Annotated in this window: 18 protein-coding genes; 6 read left to right on the plus strand and 12 right to left on the minus strand. The window is 68.6% G+C overall.

Annotated elements, in window-relative coordinates:
- On the plus strand, positions 1–966 hold the full coding sequence (gene meaB, locus ABD156_RS10205; RefSeq protein ID WP_344269711.1) for a methylmalonyl Co-A mutase-associated GTPase MeaB: 966 nt from the start codon (positions 1–3) through the stop codon (positions 964–966).
- Between the two features lie 32 nt (positions 967–998).
- Here meaB and ABD156_RS10210 read toward each other — a convergent pair whose 3' ends face one another.
- Positions 999–1,970: a trypsin-like serine peptidase gene (locus ABD156_RS10210; protein WP_344269714.1), complete on the minus strand. Its 972-nt coding sequence runs from the start codon at positions 1,968–1,970 to the stop codon at positions 999–1,001.
- A gap of 117 nt (positions 1,971–2,087) precedes the next feature.
- On the opposite strand from ABD156_RS10210, the gene ABD156_RS10215 reads away from it, so the two are divergent.
- The 4 genes from ABD156_RS10215 (at position 2,088) to ABD156_RS10230 (ending at position 4,623) form a co-directional block, all read left to right on the plus strand.
- Complete coding sequence (locus tag ABD156_RS10215) at positions 2,088–2,819, plus strand: peptidylprolyl isomerase (RefSeq protein WP_344269717.1); 732 nt, start codon at positions 2,088–2,090, stop codon at positions 2,817–2,819.
- Between the two features lie 20 nt (positions 2,820–2,839).
- Complete coding sequence (locus ABD156_RS10220; protein ID WP_344269720.1) at positions 2,840–3,361, plus strand: DUF6886 family protein; 522 nt, start codon at positions 2,840–2,842, stop codon at positions 3,359–3,361.
- 66 nt (positions 3,362–3,427) lie between these two features.
- Positions 3,428–3,886, plus strand: a complete 459-nt coding sequence (locus tag ABD156_RS10225; protein WP_344269723.1) for a carboxymuconolactone decarboxylase family protein — start codon at positions 3,428–3,430, stop codon at positions 3,884–3,886.
- A complete protein-coding gene (locus ABD156_RS10230; RefSeq protein WP_344269726.1) occupies positions 3,883–4,623 on the plus strand; it encodes an isocitrate lyase/PEP mutase family protein in 741 nt (246 codons plus the stop codon). The genes ABD156_RS10225 and ABD156_RS10230 overlap by 4 nt, the downstream gene beginning before the upstream one ends.
- A gap of 57 nt (positions 4,624–4,680) precedes the next feature.
- Here ABD156_RS10230 and ABD156_RS10235 read toward each other — a convergent pair whose 3' ends face one another.
- The 11 genes from ABD156_RS10235 to ABD156_RS10285 all read right to left on the minus strand — a co-directional run bounded on the left by ABD156_RS10235 (position 4,681) and on the right by ABD156_RS10285 (position 15,548).
- Positions 4,681–6,312, minus strand: coding sequence for a solute symporter family protein (locus tag ABD156_RS10235; RefSeq protein WP_344269729.1), 1,632 nt, complete (start codon positions 6,310–6,312; stop codon positions 4,681–4,683).
- On the minus strand, positions 6,309–6,659 hold the full coding sequence (locus tag ABD156_RS10240) for a DUF485 domain-containing protein (RefSeq protein ID WP_344269732.1): 351 nt from the start codon (positions 6,657–6,659) through the stop codon (positions 6,309–6,311). The genes ABD156_RS10235 and ABD156_RS10240 overlap by 4 nt, the downstream gene beginning before the upstream one ends.
- A 72-nt stretch (positions 6,660–6,731) precedes the next feature.
- Entirely contained in the window at positions 6,732–8,444 is a 1,713-nt protein-coding gene (locus ABD156_RS10245) for a sodium/solute symporter (protein ID WP_344269735.1), read from the minus strand.
- A 1-nt stretch (position 8,445) separates the two neighbouring features.
- Complete coding sequence (locus ABD156_RS10250; protein ID WP_067583425.1) at positions 8,446–8,796, minus strand: DUF485 domain-containing protein; 351 nt, start codon at positions 8,794–8,796, stop codon at positions 8,446–8,448.
- The gene (locus ABD156_RS10255) at positions 8,793–9,548 is read right to left on the minus strand and encodes a LytR/AlgR family response regulator transcription factor (RefSeq protein WP_344269743.1); all 756 of its coding nucleotides are present in this window, start codon (positions 9,546–9,548) and stop codon (positions 8,793–8,795) included. The genes ABD156_RS10250 and ABD156_RS10255 overlap by 4 nt, the downstream gene beginning before the upstream one ends.
- Entirely contained in the window at positions 9,545–10,594 is a 1,050-nt protein-coding gene (locus ABD156_RS10260; protein ID WP_344269747.1) for a sensor histidine kinase, read from the minus strand. The genes ABD156_RS10255 and ABD156_RS10260 overlap by 4 nt, the downstream gene beginning before the upstream one ends.
- A gap of 99 nt (positions 10,595–10,693) precedes the next feature.
- Positions 10,694–11,689, minus strand: a complete 996-nt coding sequence (locus ABD156_RS10265) for an ABC transporter substrate-binding protein (protein WP_344269749.1) — start codon at positions 11,687–11,689, stop codon at positions 10,694–10,696.
- Between the two features lie 31 nt (positions 11,690–11,720).
- Positions 11,721–12,764: an ABC transporter permease gene (locus ABD156_RS10270; protein ID WP_344269750.1), complete on the minus strand. Its 1,044-nt coding sequence runs from the start codon at positions 12,762–12,764 to the stop codon at positions 11,721–11,723.
- Positions 12,761–13,525: an ATP-binding cassette domain-containing protein gene (locus ABD156_RS10275; protein ID WP_344269753.1), complete on the minus strand. Its 765-nt coding sequence runs from the start codon at positions 13,523–13,525 to the stop codon at positions 12,761–12,763. Before ABD156_RS10275 ends, ABD156_RS10270 begins: the two co-directional genes overlap by 4 nt.
- 5 nt (positions 13,526–13,530) lie before the next feature.
- Entirely contained in the window at positions 13,531–14,568 is a 1,038-nt protein-coding gene (locus ABD156_RS10280; RefSeq protein ID WP_344269756.1) for a class I mannose-6-phosphate isomerase, read from the minus strand.
- Positions 14,565–15,548 carry a LacI family DNA-binding transcriptional regulator gene (locus tag ABD156_RS10285; RefSeq protein WP_344269759.1) on the minus strand — a complete coding sequence of 328 codons (984 nt, stop codon included), beginning with the start codon at positions 15,546–15,548 and terminating at the stop codon, positions 14,565–14,567. The genes ABD156_RS10280 and ABD156_RS10285 overlap by 4 nt, the downstream gene beginning before the upstream one ends.
- A 315-nt stretch (positions 15,549–15,863) precedes the next feature.
- Between ABD156_RS10285 and ABD156_RS10290 the strand changes: the two genes are divergently transcribed.
- Positions 15,864–19,112, plus strand: coding sequence for a GH92 family glycosyl hydrolase (locus ABD156_RS10290; protein WP_344269762.1), 3,249 nt, complete (start codon positions 15,864–15,866; stop codon positions 19,110–19,112).
- Positions 19,113–19,174: the final 62 nt, after the last annotated feature.

A 19,174-nucleotide genomic window follows, 5' to 3' on the forward strand; every position in this document is an offset into this window, starting at 1 on the left:
TTGGCCGGCCCGGACCTCGATGAGCTGGTCGGCCGCGCGCGGGAAGGACAACCGCGCGCGGTCGCCCGGCTCATTTCTCTTGTAGAGGATTCCTCGCCGCGCGTGGCGGATATCGCCCGCGCTTTGACGCCTTACACCGGCCGCGCTCGCGTCGTCGGGCTCACCGGCCCGCCCGGGGTCGGGAAGTCGACCTCGACCTCAGCGCTGCTCACCGCGTTGCGCGGCGAGGGTTTGCGGGTCGGGGTGCTGGCGATCGACCCGTCGTCGCCGTTCTCCGGCGGCGCGCTGCTCGGCGACCGGATCCGGATGACTGAGCACGCCACCGATCCCGGCGTGTTCATCCGCTCGATGGCCACCCGGGGCCATCTCGGCGGGTTGTCCTGGGCGACCCCGCAGGCGGTGCGGGTGCTGGACGCCGCCGGGTTCGACGTGGTGCTGATCGAGACTGTCGGGGTTGGACAGTCCGAAGTGGACGTTGTGAAACTGGCGGACACCACGGTGGTTTTGCTGGCCCCGGGAATGGGCGACGGCATCCAGGCGGCGAAAGCGGGAGTGCTGGAGATCGCGGATGTGTTCGTGGTCAACAAAGCCGACCGCGACGGCGCCGACGCGACGGTGCACGACCTGAAGCAGATGATCACCTTGGCCCGCCGCGAATTGCGCGGGCCGAGCTGGCGGCAGCCGATCGTCCGCACGGTCGCGGCGAAGGGCGAGGGCGTCGACGAGGTGGTGTCGGCGTTGCGCACGCATCATGAATGGCTTGTCGCGCATGGGGAATTGGACCGCCGCCGCGCCGCTCGCGCCCGCGAGGAAGTCGCCGCGATCGCGTTGCGGAGGTTGCACGCGGAGCTGGCGGATCTCCGGCACGGCGATCGGCTGGGCGAGTTGGCGGCGCGAGTGGTGGCGCGGGAGCTGGACCCGTTCGCGGCGGCGGACCGGTTGATCGGGGAACTAAAGGACTCGTGAGCGGCAATCCCGGTTAGAACCGGATTTGCCACTCACGACGACTGTGCCGCCTCATACAGCGGCTTGGTTACCTTGCCGCTGAACTGCGGTCCCACCAAGTACCGCGTGCAGCCCGCATCGCGCTCGCACGGCTTCCCGTCCGCGGCAAAGAATCCAGCGTGCGTGTTGTCTCCGACGACCGTGCCCAATCCGGTCGCCGGGTTGAAGTCGCGCAATCGGGGGCCGCCGCTGGAACCGCCGCCCATGACGCATGCCGTGCCCCACTGATCGGGAGAGTCCGGGTCGGTGGCGGTGCCGCTCCACTGCCGCGCGGTGCCAGTGCAATAAGCCAACTGCGCCCCGGTGTACTCCGGCAGGCCCTCGCGAGCCGGGTCCGAAGCCGCCCGCGGGTAGCCGAACTGGGTCACCTTCGCCGCGCCAGGCCGGTCGAAGCCGATCTGCTGCGCGCCGACCACGTCCTGCACCAGGTGTCCTGATTCGTTCGGCCCGAGAACCGCGAAGGCCTGGTCGTAGGTGTCGAATTTCCGCGCGTTCTGCTGATCGTTCGCGAGCCAAGTGCGGTCGGCGACGCCGAGGCGGGCGGCGAACTTCCCGTACGGGGCCTGGCCGTCGTAGTAGCCGGGGACGAACATGATGTGCGCGTTCCAAGCGTTGTGCTCGCCAATGAGATCGGTGTCGTTGACGCAATGCCCGGCGGTGACGATCGTGCTGCGGTTCTTGCTGCGGACGACGGTCGCCGTGCAGCTAGCGTCCTCGCCGTGGTCGGTGTAGAAGAGCCGGCCGACCGTCTTCGGGAGCGGTCCCGGCCACGGGGCACCGTCGGGACCGCTCTTCGGCGGATTCTGCGACGACGGTTCGGTCAGCGCGGCGAGCCGTTGCGGGGTCCAGTAGGCGAACACCGCCTGCTGTTCGGCGGCGGAGGACGCGAGCGGTTGCTGCACGGGACCGGCGGGGACGGCCAGGAGCCCGGCGACGGCCAGTCCTGCGACGAGGGGAGTGATCATGAAACCGCACGGTAGGAGGCGGGTGTCAGGAACCGGTCAGGATGCGACTTTCGCCGGAAGCGCGGGCAGTTTCCCGTCCCTATACTGCGATCCTCCGTGCACTGGGAGGGAACCGGAATGAAGAAACTGCTCGTGTCCGTGCTGACCGCGTTGTCGCTGGTCGCCGTTGCGGCTTCGGCGGAGGCGGCGCCGCCGAAGGTCACGTCGGGGCCGTGCCAGTACACCTCGACGCCGGACGACCCCGCGGTGCGCCCGGTTTCGCTCCCGCGCGATCCGAAGCACACGCCGAACCACGGCAGCGTTGACGTCGCGGTGTTTTCCAACCAGGGTCTGCTTCCGCTGAAGCTCAACCGCGCGCAGGCGCCGTGCACCGTGCAGAGCTTCCTGCACCTGGCGGCCAACGGCTTCTACAACCAAACGACCTGCCACCGGCTCACCGCGTACCCGACGCTGAAGGTCCTGCAGTGCGGCGACCCGTCCGGCACCGGCGAGGGCGGCCCGGGCTACAAGTTCCGCGACGAACTGCCGACGACGCTCCCGCCCGCGCCGTCCGACCCGACCGGCAAGCGCCGGACGTACGCGCGCGGCCTGCTGGCCATGGCGAACGCCGGACCGGACACGAACGGCTCGCAGTTCTTCGTGGTGTACGGGGATTCCAGCCTGCTGCCGAACTACACGGTCTTCGGCACGGTCGGCTCGGCCGGACTGCGCACCCTGGACCGCGTCGCGGCGGGCGGCATCCAGCCCGACGCGGACACCCCGCCGGGGAAGACGCCGGTGGACGGGAAACCGGTGCGGAAGACGGATCTTGAGCTGGTTTTGCCGCTCTGCCTGTTCTGCGGGCGCTGATCGCGCAGTAGAACAGGGGGATGCGACCCGAGCCTGGCCAGGTGCTGCATTTCTCCGAAGACCCGGGGATCACGCGCTTCGTGCCGCACGTCGCGGCAACCGCGCGGCAGCGGGATCCGTACGTCTGGGCGGTCGATGCCGCCCGCTGTCCGGACTACTGGTTCCCGCGCGGATGTCCCCGGGCGATGGCTTGGGCCACGCCGTCGACCACTGACGTCGATCGGGAACGGATCCTCGGCGGCGACGAACGGGTTCATGCCGTCGAATACCGCTGGCTGGAGGCGCTCCGGACGGTGAAACTGTTCGCCTACCGGCTTCCCTCGGCCAGTTTCCGGCCGTTCGGCGAGCATGCCCACGTCGCCACCGAACCGGTCGAGCCGCTAGGCCCGGCGGAACCGGTCGGCGATCTCCTGCGCCTGCACGAGGAGGCCGGAATTCAGCTGCGAGTGCTCGCGAACCTCTGGCCCTTCTGGGACGCGGCGGCCGCCAGTACGGCGGGGTTCAGCGGAATCCGGCTCCGCAACGCTCGTCCGCGGGCCTGACTGGCCCACGCCACCCACCGCGAACTGGACCACCCCGCTAGGCCAATCCCGATTAGCGTGGACGGCATGACGAAGCGAATCCCGCTCGCCACGGGCGGGTTGTATCAAGCGATGTCCCACCTGCAGGGCGAGGTGAAGAAGGCCAGCGCGAACGCCGGGCTCGACGGGAAGCTCATCGAGCTGGTCAAGATGCGCGCGTCGCAGATCAACGGGTGCGCCTACTGTCTCGACATGCACGCGGCCGAGGCCGTCGCGGCTGGGGAAGCGCCGCGGCGGCTTTACGTGCTCGAGGGGTGGCGCGAGACCGAACTGTTCACCGAACAGGAACGCGCCGCGCTCGCCTACACCGAGGCGATGACCCTGATCTCGGACCACAAGGACGTCCCCGAAGACGTCTACGCCGAGGCAGTCCGCGTGTTCACCGAGGACCAGTACCGCGCGCTGGCGTGGTGCGTGGTCGCCATCAATACCTGGAACCGGCTCATGGTCGCGAGCCACGCCCCGCTACCGGAGCGTGCGGAGTGAGCGCCGAGAAGCTGCGGGCGCTGCATGTGCCCGGCAAGCCGTTGATTCTGCCGAACGCTTGGGACGCGGACACTGCGCAGGCGGTGGAAGCGGCCGGTTTTCCCATCGTGGCAACGAGTTCCGCGGCGGTCGCGGCGGCGCTCGGGCAGACGGACCACGAGGGCGCGTCCGCGGACGAGATGCTCGCGGCGGCCAAGCGGATCGTGGACGCGGTGTCGGTGCCGGTGACCGTCGATGCCGAGGCTGGGTATGGCTTGGCGCCAGCCGATCTTGCGGCCCGGCTGAACGAAATCGGTGCGGTCGGCTGCAATATCGAGGACACCGACCACGGCAAGGGCAGTCAGCGGCCGGCGGCGGAGCAGGCGGAGTGGCTCGCCGGGTTGCGTCGGGCGGCTGGCGACGGGCTCGTGGTCAACGCGCGGGTGGATTCGTTCCTCGGGGCACCGGACGAGCAGGCTGTGCTCGACGACGCGGTGGCTCGCGGGCGCGCGTACCTCGAGGCTGGCGCCGATTGCGTGTACCCGATTCTCGTGCGTTCGCCGGAAGTGCTGGCCGAATTCGTCCGTCAGGTGGGCGGTCCGGTCAATGCTTCGGCGCTTCCCGGTGGTCCGGGTCTGGCCGGGCTTGCCGAACTGGGGGTAGCCCGGATTTCGCTGGGGGCCGGGTTGTGGCGGTATCTGCGCCGCGTCCTGGAAGGCACTCTCGACGGGATCGCGCAGGGGAAGCTGCCGTATTGAAAAAACCGCTGGGTGCCGCGGCAAAGCGGCTCCCAGCGGTTTTCCCGAGGCAAAAAATCAGTGCTGCACGGCCTTTTCCGCACCGGCACCGGTGAGCGCCCGTACTTCCATTTCGGCGTATTTCGCCTTGTCGTGTTCCTTCGACAGGATCGTGCCGAGCCAGCCGAGCACGAACGCGATCGGAATGGACACCAGGCCCGGGTTGTCGAGCGGGAACCAGTGGAAGTCGACGCCCTGCAGCATCGACGCGCTCTTGCCCGTCTTCGGGTCGACCGGCTTCCCGGAAACGGCGGGCGAGAACACGATGAGCACGATCGTCACGATCAGCCCGCCGTAAATGCTCCACAGCGCGCCCTGGGTGTTGAACCGCTTCCAGAACAGCGAGTACAGGATCGTCGGCAGGTTCGCCGAAGCCGCCACCGCGAAGGCCAGCGCCACCAGGAACGCGACGTTCTGCCCATTCGCCAGAATGCCGCCGAGAATCGCGACAATGCCGATCACCACGGCGGTGATCCGGGCGACCCGGACCTCCGAACCGGTGTTGGCCTTGCCCTTCTTCAACACGTTCGCGTACACGTCGTGGGCGAACGAAGCGGACGCGGTGATCGTCAATCCCGCGACCACGGCGAGGATCGTGGCGAACGCGATCGCCGAGATCAGCCCGAGCAGCACCGGACCGCCGAGGTTCAGCGCCAGCAACGGCGCCGCGGAGTTCACGCCGCCCGGAGCCTTCTTGATCGCGTCCGGTCCGACCAGCGCGCCCGCGCCGTAGCCGAGCACCAGCGTGAACAGGTAGAACACGCCGATCAGCACGATCGCCCACACCACCGAACGACGCGCCTCGCGCGCGGTCGGCACGGTGTAGAAGCGCATCAGCACGTGCGGCAGGCCCGCGGTGCCCAGCACCAGAGCGATGCCGAGGGAGAAAAAGTCCAGCTTCGTCGTGCCGTTGGTGCCGTACTGCTTGCCCGGCCCGAGCAGCGCCTCACCGGCGTGGCCGGCCTTGTCGACCGCGCCCTGCAGCAGCGCGGAGAAGTTGAAGCCGTACTTGCCGAGCACCCACAGCGTCATCGCCAGCGCGCCGATGATCAGCAGCGCCGCCTTGATGATCTGGACCCAGGTGGTGCCTTTCATGCCGCCGATGAGGACGTAGGCGATCATGATCACGCCGACCACCGCGATCACCAGCGACTGCGCGGCCTTGCCCTCGATGCCCAGCAGCAGCGCGACCAGGCCGCCCGCGCCGGCCATCTGCGCCAGCAGGTAGAAGAACGACACCACGAGCGTCGAAACCGCCGCCGCGGCGCGCACCGGACGTTGCTTCATCCGGAACGCCAGCACGTCGCCCATGGTGAACTTGCCGGTGTTGCGCAGCAGTTCCGCCACCAGCAGCAGCGCGACCAGCCAAGCCACCAGGAAGCCGATCGAGTACAGGAACCCGTCGTAGCCGTACACCGCGATGGCGCCGGCGATGCCGAGGAACGACGCCGCCGACAGGTAGTCGCCGGAGATCGCGATGCCGTTCTGCGGCCCGGTGAACGCGCGGCCGGCCGCGTAGTAGTCGGACGCGGTCTTCGTGTTGCGGCTCGCGCGGAACACGATCACCAGGGTGATGACCACGAACAGCGCGAAGATCGTGATGTTGAGCGTCGGGTTGCTGCCCTCGACGCTCGCGGCGAGCGTGCTCACGCGCCCTCCTTCGCCGGGTTTTCGATGTCGTCCTTGATCCGCTCAGCAAGCGGGTCCAGCTTCTTATTGGCGTAGCGCACGTACAGCCACGTGATGAGGAACGTGGAGACGAACTGCAGCAGCCCGAAGAGCAGGCCGACGGTGAAGTTGCCGGTGATCTTCGTGCTCATGAAGCCGTGCGCGTAGTCCGCGAGCAGGACGTAGAGCAGGTACCAGGCGAGGAACAGTCCGGCCATCGGGAACACGAACCGGCGCAGCCGGCCGCGGAGTTCGCGGAACTCGGCGCTGTCGTGCGCCTGCTCCCAGATCGTGTCCGGCGGCGCGCCGGACGGGTCGCCTGCGCTCATGGGATCTCCCTTGTGCGACGCTGCGGATGTGGTGCGCGACACAGTAGGGAGGACTCCGAGCCAGCGGAACCGTCAGCGGCTCAAACGCCTCGCCGCACGACGAACGGTTGACGAACGGTCACCGGGCGTGGACGAAGGGCGCTCGTCGAGGTGCAGCCGCAGCATCGCGGCCCCGGCCCAGGACGGTGGGCGCCCGCGCAGTGACACCGTGATCATCACGCCGAACGCGAGCGGTACCGACCAGGGTGCCGGTTGCGAGACCAAGATCGCCACCCAACCATGCATCGTCGGCCCGGCCAGCGCAAACAGGATCGACCCGGACGAGGCGGCCAGCCCGGTCAGCACTCCGGCGATCGCGCCCGACGCGGTGAGCCGCTGCCACCAGATGCCGAGCACGAGCAGCGGGCAGAACGTGGACGCGGCGACGGTGAACCCCCACGTCACGAGCACTCCGGCGTCGAGCCGCGCGGACGGCAGCGCGAACAGCACCATCGCGATCGCGGCGAACACGACCGTGACCCGCAGACGACGCAGGCCGCCGGGCATCAGGTCGTAGGCGAGCGCTCCGGACATCACCAGCAGCAATCCCAGTGACGTCGCCAGAAACGCCGCGAACGCGCCCGCGGTGAGCAAAGCGGTGAACAACTGCCCGGCCCAGCTGTGATCGACTTGCGAGGGCAGCGCGACGACCACGGTGTCGGTGTTGCCGGACAGGTACAGCTGCGGCACGAGCACCCGGCCGAGCACGCCGTAGATCCCCGGGAAGAGGTAGAAGACTCCGAGCAGCGCCACGGTGATCGCGGCGGTGCGGCGAGCGGCGCGGCCGTCTGGGCTGGTGTGGAAGCGCATCAGGACGTGCGGGAGGCCCATGGTGCCGAGGACGGTCGCGATGAGGACCGCCCACGTGCCGAGCAGCGGGTACCCCTTGTCGATCTCCAGCAGCGGACGCTGCCACTCCGGCCCGCCGAGCGCGACCTCTCCGCTGACGCCGGGAACCTGCGCACCGGCGGCGAAGGTGAGCTGTTCTCCCTTGTGCACCACCAGTTGTCCCGGTGGGACCGTGCCGCGGTCCTCGATCGCGGTGGGTTCGCGGAAGGTGAGCGTGACGTCGTGGTCGAACTGCACCGGGGTGGCGTGCGAGAAGCGGGTGAACTCGACCGGCGTGAGGCTGGCGTCGCGGGTTTCGGAACCGATGTGGAGCACCAGCCACAGCGCGGGGACGAGGAACAGCACGAGTTTCAGGAAGAACTGGAACGCCTGGACGTACGTCGCTGCGCGCATCCCGCCGAGGGCGAGCGTGACGCTGACCGCGGTACCCGCGATGACCACGCCGACCCAATACGGCGTTCCGCCGACTGCTGTGAGCACGAGCCCGGCTGTGCGGAATTGCGGGACTACGTAGATGGTCCCGATCACCAGCACGACCACGGCGGCGAGGCGGCGTAACGCGGGGGAGGCGAGGCGGGCTTCGGCGAAATCGGGGACGGTGAGGGCTCCGGACCTTCGCATGGGCGCGGCGACGAGGACCAGCATCGCGACGTATCCCGCGGTGAAGCCGACCGGATACCAGAGCGCGCCGACGCCGTCCTTCACCATCAGCCCCGCGACGCCGAGGAACGACGCCGCGGACAGGTATTCGCCGGAGACCGCGGCGGAGTTGACGAAGGGCGAGATCCGCCGGGATGCCACGAGGAAGTCGGACGTCGTGCGCATGGCGGCGACCCCGCGCACGCCGATGAGCAGCGTGACGAGGACGACCGGGGCTACCGCGAGCGCGATGTCCATTTCACCGATCGTCCTCGATCTTCTCCGCGCGGCGCAGCTGCCACCACGAGAGTCCGGCGAGCACCGGGTACGGCAGGACCGCGATCAGCAGCCAGGACAGCGGAATTCCCCACAACCGCACGCTGTCGAGCGACGGGGCGAGCGAAAACAGCACCGGCAAACCCAGCACCAGCACGAACATCGCCACCAGCGCGGGGATTCCGCGTCGGCGCTGGATCCGGTACAGGACGGCCGCGCGTTCCGCTTCCGGCGCGCGCAGGCGGGGCATGCGCCAGCGGCCGCGTTCGAGGCGTCGCGAGCGGGCGAGCCTGGTCTGCGGGCTGGTGACGGCGACGCGTTTGGTGCGGCTCATCGGGTGCTCCCGAGCTGCCCGCGCTGTGCCGCTTCCAGCAACCGGTCCCGAAGATCCCGCGCATGTCGTCGGCTGACCGGCACATCGCCAGCCTCGGTGTGCGCGAGCAAGCCGCCCGTCGTGTCGCTCCGCAGCTCCAACACCGCACTCACCGCGAGCAGAAACCCCCGATGCACCCGGGTAAACCCAGTGCCTTCCCAATACTCTTCGAGCCGCGAGATCGGCATCCGCACCGGATGCACGCCGCCGCGCGTGTGGAGTCGGACGTAATCGCCGTTGGCTTCGGCGAACAGCACGTCGTCGCGGCGGACGTAACGAGTGCGGCCGCCGGAATCGACTGGCAGCGCGGCCATCGCGTCCGGCGAGGACTTCCGACGGCCACTCGGGACCAAACGGGTCACCTTCGCCAGCGCGGCGGAAAGACGTTCCGTACGCACCGGTTTGAGCAGATAGTCCACCGCGCCAATGCCGTACGCGGCCACCGCGTGTCCGTCGTGTGCGGTGACGAACACGATCACCGGAGGCTCGGACAGTTTCGCCAGCAGCGTCGCGAGTTCCAGCCCGTCCAAACCCGGCATGGAAATGTCGAGGAAGACCGCGTCGAAATGGTCTGCCTGCAACAGTTTCAGTGCCTTCAACGCATCGCTGGCACCGACGACCTCGCCGACTTCCGGCGCTTCGCGCAGCATCCGGCACAGTTCGTCCAACGCCGGCGCGAGATCGTCGACCGCCAGCACCCGCAGCCCGCTCACGGCAGCACCCCCGGCTGGAACCGCGGTACTCGCAGGACGACCCGGGTGCCTTCGCCGACCGCCGTCTCCACCGTCAGCCCGTACCAGGCCCCGTAGACCGTGCGCAGTCGTCTGTCCACATTGGCCATTCCGAGCCCGGTGCCGTCGCCGCTGCCCGCGAGGATGGCGGCGGCGCGCTCGGGCTCCATGCCGACCCCGTCGTCCTCGACGCTGATCACGCAGTCGTTCCCTTCCGCCTGTCCGTGCACCTGGACGAGCCCGGTGCCCGACCGCGGCTCGATGCCGTGCCGGATCGCGTTTTCCACGAGGGGTTCGAGTACCAGGTACGGCACCGCCACCGCAAGTACCTCCGGTGCGACCCGCACCTGCACCTTGAGTCTTTCTCCCAGCACCGCCCGCTGCAGCGCGAGATACGTTTCCACCGCGCGGAACTCCTCGGCGACGACGGTGTACTCGCCGTGCCGCGACAGGCTGTAGCGGGTGTAGTCGGCGAAATCCAGCATCAGATCACGCGCGCGGTCCGGTTCCGAGCGGACAAACGAGGCGATGACGGTGAGCGCGTTGTAGACGAAATGCGGCGACATCTCCGCCCGCAGCGCCCGGAGTTCGGCTTGCGCGGCCTGATCCGCCGAAGCTTCGAGCCGACCCCGTTCCAAAGCCTGTACCACCAGGTCGGAAGCCTGCCGGGTCACCGCGCCGGGAACCTCGCCGACCAGCAGCAACGCGCCCGCCAGTTCGTCGTGCACGTGGAGGGGGACCGCCGTCACGCCGCCCGCGGTGATCGGTTCTTCCTGGTGCAGCACGTCGTCCAGAATTCGGGACACCGCGTCGTCGGCACCGGGCCGGCCGGACCACATCAAGGTGCCGGACAGATCGGAGAGCCCCAGCCCGGCGACGCCGAACAGCCGCCGCAACCCGTGCGCGGCGCGTCGGGCGCGGACTCCGGACAGACCGTCCTTCAGGTCGTCGGCGACCTTCCGCGCCGCGCCGAGCACGCCGACGGCGTCCGGGCGGGAGCGCCACGGCAGCCGGGCACTCTCGGTCATCGACGGCCTCCCCTCGGGTACCTGGGGGAGTAGATACTAGCCCGTAACACGAAGAAGGGGACTTTCCACGCGGAAAGTCCCCTTCGGTCGGTCCAGAGGCTAGCACTTCTGCTTGTAGAAGTACTGGGAATTCGCGTCCAGGTCGTCCTTGGTGATCGAGTGCAGCTGCGCGGTCAGGTCCCGCTCGGTCGGCTTGCCCTCCAGCGCGGCCACCGCCTGGTCGACGCCCTTGGTGCCGATCTGCGCCGGGTCCTGCGCGATGAGCGCCTGGTACTCGCCCTTCTTCAGACCGTCCACTTCGGACGGGCTGGCGTCGAAGCCGACCAGGTTGACCTTGCCGATCTTGCCCGCGTTGCGCAGACCGGTCGCCGCGCCCTCGCCAGTGTTGAGGTTGGTGGCGAAGATGCCGACGAGGTCCGGCGTGGAGACCAGCGCCGCGGTCACCTTCGACGCTGCTTGCTCCGGCTCGTTCTGAGTGAACTGAATGCCCGTCGACTTGAGGTTCGGGTGGTTCTTCAGTTCGTCCTCGAAGCCCTTCGCACGGGCAGCAGTGGTGGAGGTGCCCGCGATGGTGTCGAGGATCAGCACTGAACCCGGCTTGTCGCCAACGAGCTTCGCCATGGTCTGCGCGGCGAGCTTGCCGCCCTCGGCGTTGTCCGAGGAGACCGACGACACCGCGACGCTCTTGTCCTTGAGCGAAGTGTCGACCTCGACGATCTTCGCGCCGCGATTCTTCACCTGTTGGATCGGTGCGAGCATCGCCTGGTCGTCGGTCGGGGCGACCAGCAGCGCGGCGGGCGGGTTGGAGCCCAGCGAGTTGACGATGGACGTCTGCATGGTGGCGTCGAACTTCTGCGGTGCCTGCACGGTCAGTTCGTAGCCGAGCTTCTTCGCTTCTTCCTGCGCGCCGCACTGCATCGAGATATAGAACGGCTCCGCCTGCACCCCTGGTACCAGCGCCAGCTTCTTGCTGTTCGCGGAGTTGCCGCCGGACTCGGACCCGCTCTGCCCGATCTGCCCGGCGCCGCACGCGGCCACCAGCATCGCCGCGGACGCGAGCGTTCCCGCGGCGAGGACGGTTTTGCTGAACTTCATCGTAAGCACCTCTTTGTACTCGGGGACCGATTCAGCGGGAGTTGCGCTTGCGGCGCTGGCGCTGGTCGAACCACACCGCCGCGATGAGGACCGCGCCGACCGCGATCTGCTGCCAGTAGTCCTGCACGTGCGTGATGTTGAAGCCCTTCTTCAGCACGGCAGGGATGAACACCCCGATCACCGTGCCGAGCATCGAGCCGACGCCGCCGAAGAGGCTCGTGCCGCCCATCACCGTCGCGGAGATGGAGTTGAGGTTGTCGGTGGCGTGCGCTGAGATCGTGGTCGACGTGTAAAACGCCAGCGACAGGAACCCCGCGAGCCCCGCGAGGAAACCGGTGAGCAGGTACACCTTCAGCAGGTGCGCGGTCACGCCGATGCCTGACCGCCGCGCAGCCTCCGCGTTCGAGCCGACGGCGAACGTGTAGCGGCCGAACCTCGTGGTGTGCAGCAGCCACGCGCCGATCAGCGTGATCACCACGGCCACCAGTACGAGGTTCGGGATCCCGCCGAACGAGGTGCCGTATCCGAGCACTTTGTTCAGCTCGGTGGGCACGCTGTGCACGTCCGACCCGTTGTTGAGCAGGTATGCCACGCCGAGCGCCGCGCCCATCGTGCCGAGCGTGACGATCAGCGGCGGGATGCCCGCCACCGCGATGAGGAATCCGTTGATCAAGCCCCAGAGCGTGCCCGCGAGCACCGCCGCGACGAGTCCGGCGGTGATGACGCCCCACCCGGCGTGCGAGGCGTCGCCGCCGCTGAGCGCTTCCATCGTTTTGCCCGCGACCATGCCCGCGAAGATCAGCACCGACCCGACGGACAGGTCGATGCCGGAGGTGATGATCACGAACGTCATGCCGACCGAAAGCACCAGCAGCACGGACGTTTCGTTCAGCAGCATCTGGAAGGTGAACACCGTCGCGAACTGGCCCGGGGCGAGTACGGTGAACACCGCGATCAACGCGACCAGCACCAGCGAGATCCAGAAGGTGTTCGCCCCGACGAGCCGTTTTCCCAGCGGCGGCTTGACGAACTCGCCGTCCACAGTGGTCTGAATGTCCTTCGCCGGAGCGCTCATGCCACCTCCTCCCGCACGAGGGCCCCGGTCATCGCCGCGACCAGATCCTCGAGTTTCGTGTCCGCCCCGGCGAACCGGGCGACGCGCCTGCCCTGCAGCAGCACCTCGACCCGGTCCGAGACTGACAGCACCTCGGGCATGTTGTGGCTGATCAGCACCACCGCGATGCCTTTGTCCCGGACCTTCTTGATCACGTCCAGCACGCGCCCACGCTGCCGTACGCCCAGCGCCGCGGTCGGTTCGTCCATGAACACGACCTTCGACGCCCACGCCACCGACCGGGCCACCGCGACGCTTTGCCGCTGCCCGCCGGACAACGAGCCGATCGACACGTCGGTGCTCTGCAGCGTGACGCCGAGCTTTTCGAACTCGACCACCGCCTGGCGGCGCATCTCCGCCTTGTCCAGCATGCCGAGCTTGCCGAGGATGCCCTTGCGCGGGATTTCCCGGCCGAGGAACAGGTTCGCCGCCGGATCGAGGTCCGGCGCGACGGCGAGATCCTGGTACACCGTCTCGATGCCTGCCCGGCGCGCGGCCACCGGAGAATCGAGGTGGACCTCTTTCCCGTCGAGCAAGATCCGGCCCGACGTCGGCTGTTCAGCCCCGGACAGGCACTTCACGAGCGTGGATTTGCCCGCGCCGTTGTCGCCGATCAAAGCGGTCACCTCGCCCGCACGCGCCTGGAAAGACGCGCCGCGCAAGGCTTCCACCGATCCGTAGTGCTTGGTCAGGTCCACCGCGTCGAGCAGGATCTCGCTCATCGGCGCTAACTCCTTTCCGGGGCGGGCGGACGGCAGCGGATGACGGTGAGCGAACCGGACAGCTCGGTCTGGCCCGCGGAGAACGGCACCGCGTAGGTGTCGCCCTTGGCCACCGGGAACTCGCCGCCGTGCTCGGTGCGCAGGATGCCCTCGCCGTCGAGCGCGACGAGCACGCTGAACGACGGGTCGAGGGAGAACGCGTTGCCGGACAACTGAATCCGGTCGGCGCGGAAGAACTCCGCCGAGTCCGGCGCGAGCAAGTCCACTGTGGTCGCTTCGTCGCCGGAGGTGTGCTTCACGATCGTCTTGAGCCGGTCGTCGTCCCAGCCCGAGGTGTCGAGCGTTTCGATCGCGGTGTCGAAGCCGATCCCGAGGTGGCCCTTTTCCGGGGAGGCGAGGAAATCACGCCATTCCAGGGTCAGCGAGAAGTCCGTCGGCTGCTGCAGTTCGACCACGAACACGCCTTCGCCGATCGCGTGCGGCAGCCCGGCCGGGATGTAGACCGTGTCGCCCGCCCGCACCGGGATGCTGTTGAGCGCGCCCAACATGCTCGGCGCGTCCTGCTCGCGGGTCCATTCGGCGACGGTTTCCTTGCTCAGCGTCTCCCGGAAACCCGGGTACACGCGCGGGTCGTCGCCGTAGGTGCCGACCACGATCCACGCCTCGGTCTTGCCGAAGTGCGAGTCGAAGTGCTTGCGGGCGAAGGAATCCGACGGATGGAAGTGCACCGGCAGCCGCTGCCCGGCGTCGAGCAGCTTGACCAGCAGGCCGGTCGAGTCGCCGAGTTTGGCGACGTGCGCCGCGCCCAGCCACGCGTCCGGGTCGCCGCCGACCGCGTCGCGCAGCCAGATCCCGCTGGGCAGCTTGGTGAGACCGTTGGTCTCCTGGCCGAACATGGTCGTGACGGAACCGACCCAGTCCTCCGGCCCGAATTTCGAGTCGGTGCCGGTCGCGCCGCGCAGCGCGGCGATGGCGTCGCCGCCCCGGTAGAACTGCGGCGGCTGGTTGGCCGGGAGCGCGACCGGCTCGAGGTGCTTGGTCACAGGGCGGCCTCACCGGAACCGCGGGCGACTAGGTGCACGGGCAGAACTACCTTTCTCGGGGCGGACTGGTCTCCCTGGATCCGGGCGAACAGCAGCTCGGCCGCTGCGTGCCCGAGGGCGCTGACGTCGTGGGCGATCACGGTGACCGGCGGGTCGAGCAGGTCCGCCAGTTCGAAATCGTCGAAGCTCACCAGCGCGGGCCTGCGCTCGGAATGCGCGAGCGCGCGCAGCAGGTGCACCGCGACCCGGTTGTTGCCCGCGATCACGGCGGTGGCCGGATTCGGCCCGCCGATCAGCTTGCGCACGGCGTGGCCGACGGTTTCCGGAGTCGGCGTCTGCATCGCCACGAGGCTCTCGTCGTAGGAGATCCCGTTGCGCACACAGCCTTCCCGGAATCCGCGGAGCCGTTCGGCGGCGGTGAAGATGTCCGGGCTGTCGCCGAGGAACGCGATCCTGCGGTGGCCGTGGCGCACGAGGTGGCCGACCGCCTCGATGGTGCCGCCGAGGTTGTCGACGAGCACGGTGTCGGCCACGATGTCGCCTGCCGGGCGGTCGAGGAACACCACCGGCGTGCCCGCGCGCATTTCCGGCACGAGATACCCGTGCTGCAGCCCGGCGGGCACGATCAGCAGCCCGTCCACGCGCCGCGCGCAGAACTCCAGCGACAGCTCGCGCTCGCGGTCGGAGTTCTCGCCGGACGACCCGGTCAGCACGTGTCTGCCGAAGGACGTCGCGATCCGTTCCACCGCGCGGTTCAGCTCGGAGTAGAAGGGGTTGCCGACGTCCTCGACGACCAGGCCGATGGTGCCGGTGGTCGAGCCGCGGCGCAGGTTGCGGGCGCCGAGGTTCCGGCGGAACCCCAGCTGTTCGATCGCGGCCACCACGCGCTCGGCGGTGTCCGGATGCACCGCGGGCTCGTCGTTGACGACCCGCGACACCGTTTTGATGCTGACGCCGGCCAGCCGGGCCACATCGCTCATCGTGGCCCGCCTGCTGGCGGGGCGGGGAAGTCCGTCCGCGTCCCGGCCCGAGTGAGACAACGTTGTCATAATGCGGGGGATTGGACACCATCCGGCTTGTCGCTGTCAATGCTTGCCGGTTCGTCTTGCCCGCTTCGACGAATCCGCTGGTGCGGATGGTGGACATCGTTGTCTCGAATCGGACAGGCTCTCACCGCGGTCTTGACGATCCGGTGAGCCATTGCCGAAGGTAGCCCGCATCGACGGTGCGCGACAAGGTTGTCATCGATGCCTCGAGGTCGGTGACGCGGCTCGCGCCGGACAACTGGAGAGGCGATGGCGATGGCGCGAGCGCGCTGGAGAGCCGGACTGATCTTCCTGACATCCGCGGTCGTGGCGGCGGTAGCACCCGTCGCCCCCGCACTGGCCGATCCCGCGGCGAGCGCCGCGAAGACCGCCGACCTGGCGAAGTGGGTGAACCCGTTCGTCGGCACCCGGCCCGGCGGCGCGGACCACGGGACCGGCGGCGGCGCGGGCAACACCTTCCCCGGCGCGGTGGCGCCGTTCGGGATGGTGCAGTGGAGCCCGGACACGAAGAAGTCCCAGCCGGGCGGCTATTTCTACGACGACAACACGATCACCGGGTTCAGCCTCACGCACCTTTCCGGCGCGGGCTGCACCACGTATCAGGACCTGCCGTTCATGCCGTATGTCGGCGAGATCAGCACGTCGCCCGCGACCGATCCGGGCCACTACACCTCGACGTTCTCGCATCAGAACGAACACGCGACGGCCGGCGCCTACGACGTCGCCCTCGACAACGGCGCGAAGGTCGAACTGAGCGCGACGCAGCGCACCGGTTCCGGCCGGTTCACTTACCCGGCGGGCGCGGCGTCCACGTTGCTGGTCAACACTTCCGGCTCGGTCAACGGCACGGACGACGCGTCGATCAGCATCGGCAAGGACACCATCAGCGGCTGGGCGACCAGCGGCCGGTTCTGCGGCGCGAAGGACTCGTACCGGGTCTACTTCTCGGCGAAGTTCGACACTCCGTTCGAGTCGGTCGGGACGTGGAAGAACGGCGCGGTGACGCCGGGCAAGACCGCGGAGACCGGCGGCGCCAAGGCGAAAGTCGCGCAGCCCAACGGCATCGGCTCGTCGATGGCGCGCCCGGCGGCGGCGAAACCGCAAGACACGACGGTGAGCGGCCCGGGCAGCGGCGGCTACGTGACGTTCCCGAACCTCAACGGCGCGCAGGTCAACGTCCAGGTAGGACTGTCCTTTGTGTCCGTCGACGGGGCGAAGGCGAATCTGAAGGCGGAGAACAACGGCAAGAAGTCGTTCGACGCCGTGGCCGCGTCCGCGCGGAAGGCGTGGAACGACCAGCTCGGCAAGATCCAGGTCAGTGGTGGCAGCGACGCCGACACCACGACGTTCTACACCTCGCTGTACCACTCGCTGATCCAGCCGAACGTCTTCTCCGATGTGGACGGTCGCTACCCAGGCTTCGACGGCCGGATCCACCAGGCCGAACGCGGGCACGCGACGTACACGAACATCTCCGGCTGGGACATCTACCGCTCCGAGGTCCCGCTGCTGGCCACCATTGCGCCGAAGGAGACTTCGGACCTCGTGCGCTCGATGATGGCGTTCGCCGAACAAGGCGGTTCGTGGGACCGCTGGACGGTGGCGAACGACTACACCGGCGTGATGAACGGGGATCCGTACCACATCATCGTTTCCAGCGCGTACGCGTTCGGCGCGCGTGACTTCGACGCGCAGAAGGCGTTGCTGCTCATGATCAAGGGCGCGACGCAGCCGACGCAGGGCTACACCGAACGCCCCGGTCTCCAGGATTACCAACGGCTCGGCTACGTTCCCGGCGCGGCGGCGGACACCCTGGAGTACACGAGCGCGGACTTCGCCATTGCCCAGTTCGCGAAGCGGCTTGGCGACAGCGCCACGTACACCACGTTCATGAAGCGCGCGCAGAACTGGCAGAACCTTTACAACCCGGGCAGCGGACACCTGCAGCCGCGCAACTCGGACGGCTCGTTCTCCGCGAACTACGACCCGGCCAGTTCGCAGGGCTGGGTCGAGGGCAACGGCGCGCAGTACGACTGGATGGTTCCGTACGACCTCGGCGGTCTCGTGACCGCGTTCGGCGGCAGCACCGCCACGCAGTCGCGTTTGGACACTTTCTTCACGAAGCTGAACGCGGGAACCCATGAGCCGTATGCGTTCCTGGGCAACGAGCCGAACTCGAACGCGCCCTACGTGTACTCGTTCGCGGGTGCTCCGGCGAAGACGCAGAACATCGTGCGCCGGGCGATGGACGAGCTGTACAACCCGCGTCCGGAAGGCTTGATCGGCAACGACGACCTCGGGCAGATGTCGTCCTGGTACGTCTGGTCCGCGCTCGGTGTCTACCCGGAGATCCCGGGCCGCGCCGAAACCGTGCTGACCACGCCGCGCTTCGCGCACGCCGAGGTGACCACCGGGGCGGGCAAGAAGATCACCGTCAACGCTCCCGGCACTGGCGAGTACACCAGCAGCCTGAAGGTGAATGGTGGCGCGGCCAACAAGGCGTGGCTGTCGGAGGGGCTCATCTCGCAGGGCGGCAAGCTGGACTTCACCCGGTCGGCGACCGCGACCGCGTGGGGTTCCGCTCCGGCTGACGCGCCGCCGTCGTTCCGCGAGCAGGAAAAGCCGAGCTTGTCCTTTGTAGACCCGGCACGCGCGGTGGTGCCCGCTGGCACGACCTCGACCGCTTCGGTGGGCGTGCAGGATCTGTCCGGCACCGCGAAGACCTGGACCTACTCCGCAGGTAGCGCCGACGGCATCACGCTGTCGCCCGCGACCGGTTCCGTTCAGGTCCCGGCTGCAGGCAAGGGCCACGCGCAGGTGACGGTGAGCGTTCCGGCAGGCACTTCCGACGGTCCGCGCCGGATCCCGGTCACCTTCTCCTCGCCGGGCCTCGCGGACGTACAGGCGGTGCTGACCGTCCTGGTGGCGAAGCCGAACAGCTGGCTGGCCACAGTGGACAACACCGGTCTCTCGCCGGACGCGAACTCGGCCGCCGGGAACTTCGACGGCGGCGGCTGGAGCTACTCGGCGGACGCGCTGGCCAAGGCCGGGGCCAAACCGGGCAGCACGGTGTCGAGCGACGGGCTGAACTTCACCTGGCCGTCGTACCCGGTCGGCGACCCGGACAACGTCGTGGCCGCGGGGCAGACGATCACCGTGTCCGGTTCGGGACGGCTCGCGCTGCTCGGCTCCGCCAGCAACGGCAACGCACAGGGCACGCTCACCGTCACCTACACCGACGGCAGCAAGTCCACCGCCGCCGTCGGATTCTCGGACTGGACCCTGGGCGGAGGCGGAGCGCAGCCGGCGTTCGGCAACCGGATCGTCCTGTCCACCCCGTACCGCAACTCCGCGGGCGGCGACCCGCAGCAGATCCGCACGATGGTGTTCGCCACCGCGCCGATCACGCTGGACGCGGGCAAAACCGTCGCGAGCGTGACGCTGCCGAGCGGCGTCAGCGGCGGCTCCATGCACGTGTTCGCCATCGCCGCGGGCTGATCCAGTCGTTCCGTGAAGGGCTCCTTGAGGGAATCTGATTCCCTCAAGGAGCCCTTCACGGA

Origin of the sequence: Amycolatopsis albidoflavus (genome assembly GCF_039525725.1) — a bacterium.
Taxonomy (GTDB): Bacteria; Actinomycetota; Actinomycetes; order Mycobacteriales; family Pseudonocardiaceae; genus Amycolatopsis; species Amycolatopsis albidoflava.

Coding starts and splice junctions, on each gene's coding strand:
- ABD156_RS10210 (WP_344269714.1), bottom strand. CDS start 1,970: ATGATCACTCCCCTCGTCGCAGGACTGGCCGTCGCCGGGCTCCTGGCC.
- ABD156_RS10215 (WP_344269717.1), top strand. CDS start 2,088: ATGAAGAAACTGCTCGTGTCCGTGCTGACCGCGTTGTCGCTGGTCGCC.
- ABD156_RS10220 (WP_344269720.1), top strand. CDS start 2,840: ATGCGACCCGAGCCTGGCCAGGTGCTGCATTTCTCCGAAGACCCGGGG.
- ABD156_RS10225 (WP_344269723.1), top strand. CDS start 3,428: ATGACGAAGCGAATCCCGCTCGCCACGGGCGGGTTGTATCAAGCGATG.
- ABD156_RS10240 (WP_344269732.1), bottom strand. CDS start 6,659: ATGAGCGCAGGCGACCCGTCCGGCGCGCCGCCGGACACGATCTGGGAG.
- ABD156_RS10245 (WP_344269735.1), bottom strand. CDS start 8,444: ATGGACATCGCGCTCGCGGTAGCCCCGGTCGTCCTCGTCACGCTGCTC.
- ABD156_RS10250 (WP_067583425.1), bottom strand. CDS start 8,796: ATGAGCCGCACCAAACGCGTCGCCGTCACCAGCCCGCAGACCAGGCTC.
- ABD156_RS10260 (WP_344269747.1), bottom strand. CDS start 10,594: ATGACCGAGAGTGCCCGGCTGCCGTGGCGCTCCCGCCCGGACGCCGTC.
- ABD156_RS10265 (WP_344269749.1), bottom strand. CDS start 11,689: ATGAAGTTCAGCAAAACCGTCCTCGCCGCGGGAACGCTCGCGTCCGCG.
- ABD156_RS10270 (WP_344269750.1), bottom strand. CDS start 12,764: ATGAGCGCTCCGGCGAAGGACATTCAGACCACTGTGGACGGCGAGTTC.
- ABD156_RS10275 (WP_344269753.1), bottom strand. CDS start 13,525: ATGAGCGAGATCCTGCTCGACGCGGTGGACCTGACCAAGCACTACGGA.
- ABD156_RS10285 (WP_344269759.1), bottom strand. CDS start 15,548: ATGAGCGATGTGGCCCGGCTGGCCGGCGTCAGCATCAAAACGGTGTCG.
- ABD156_RS10290 (WP_344269762.1), top strand. CDS start 15,864: ATGGCGATGGCGCGAGCGCGCTGGAGAGCCGGACTGATCTTCCTGACA.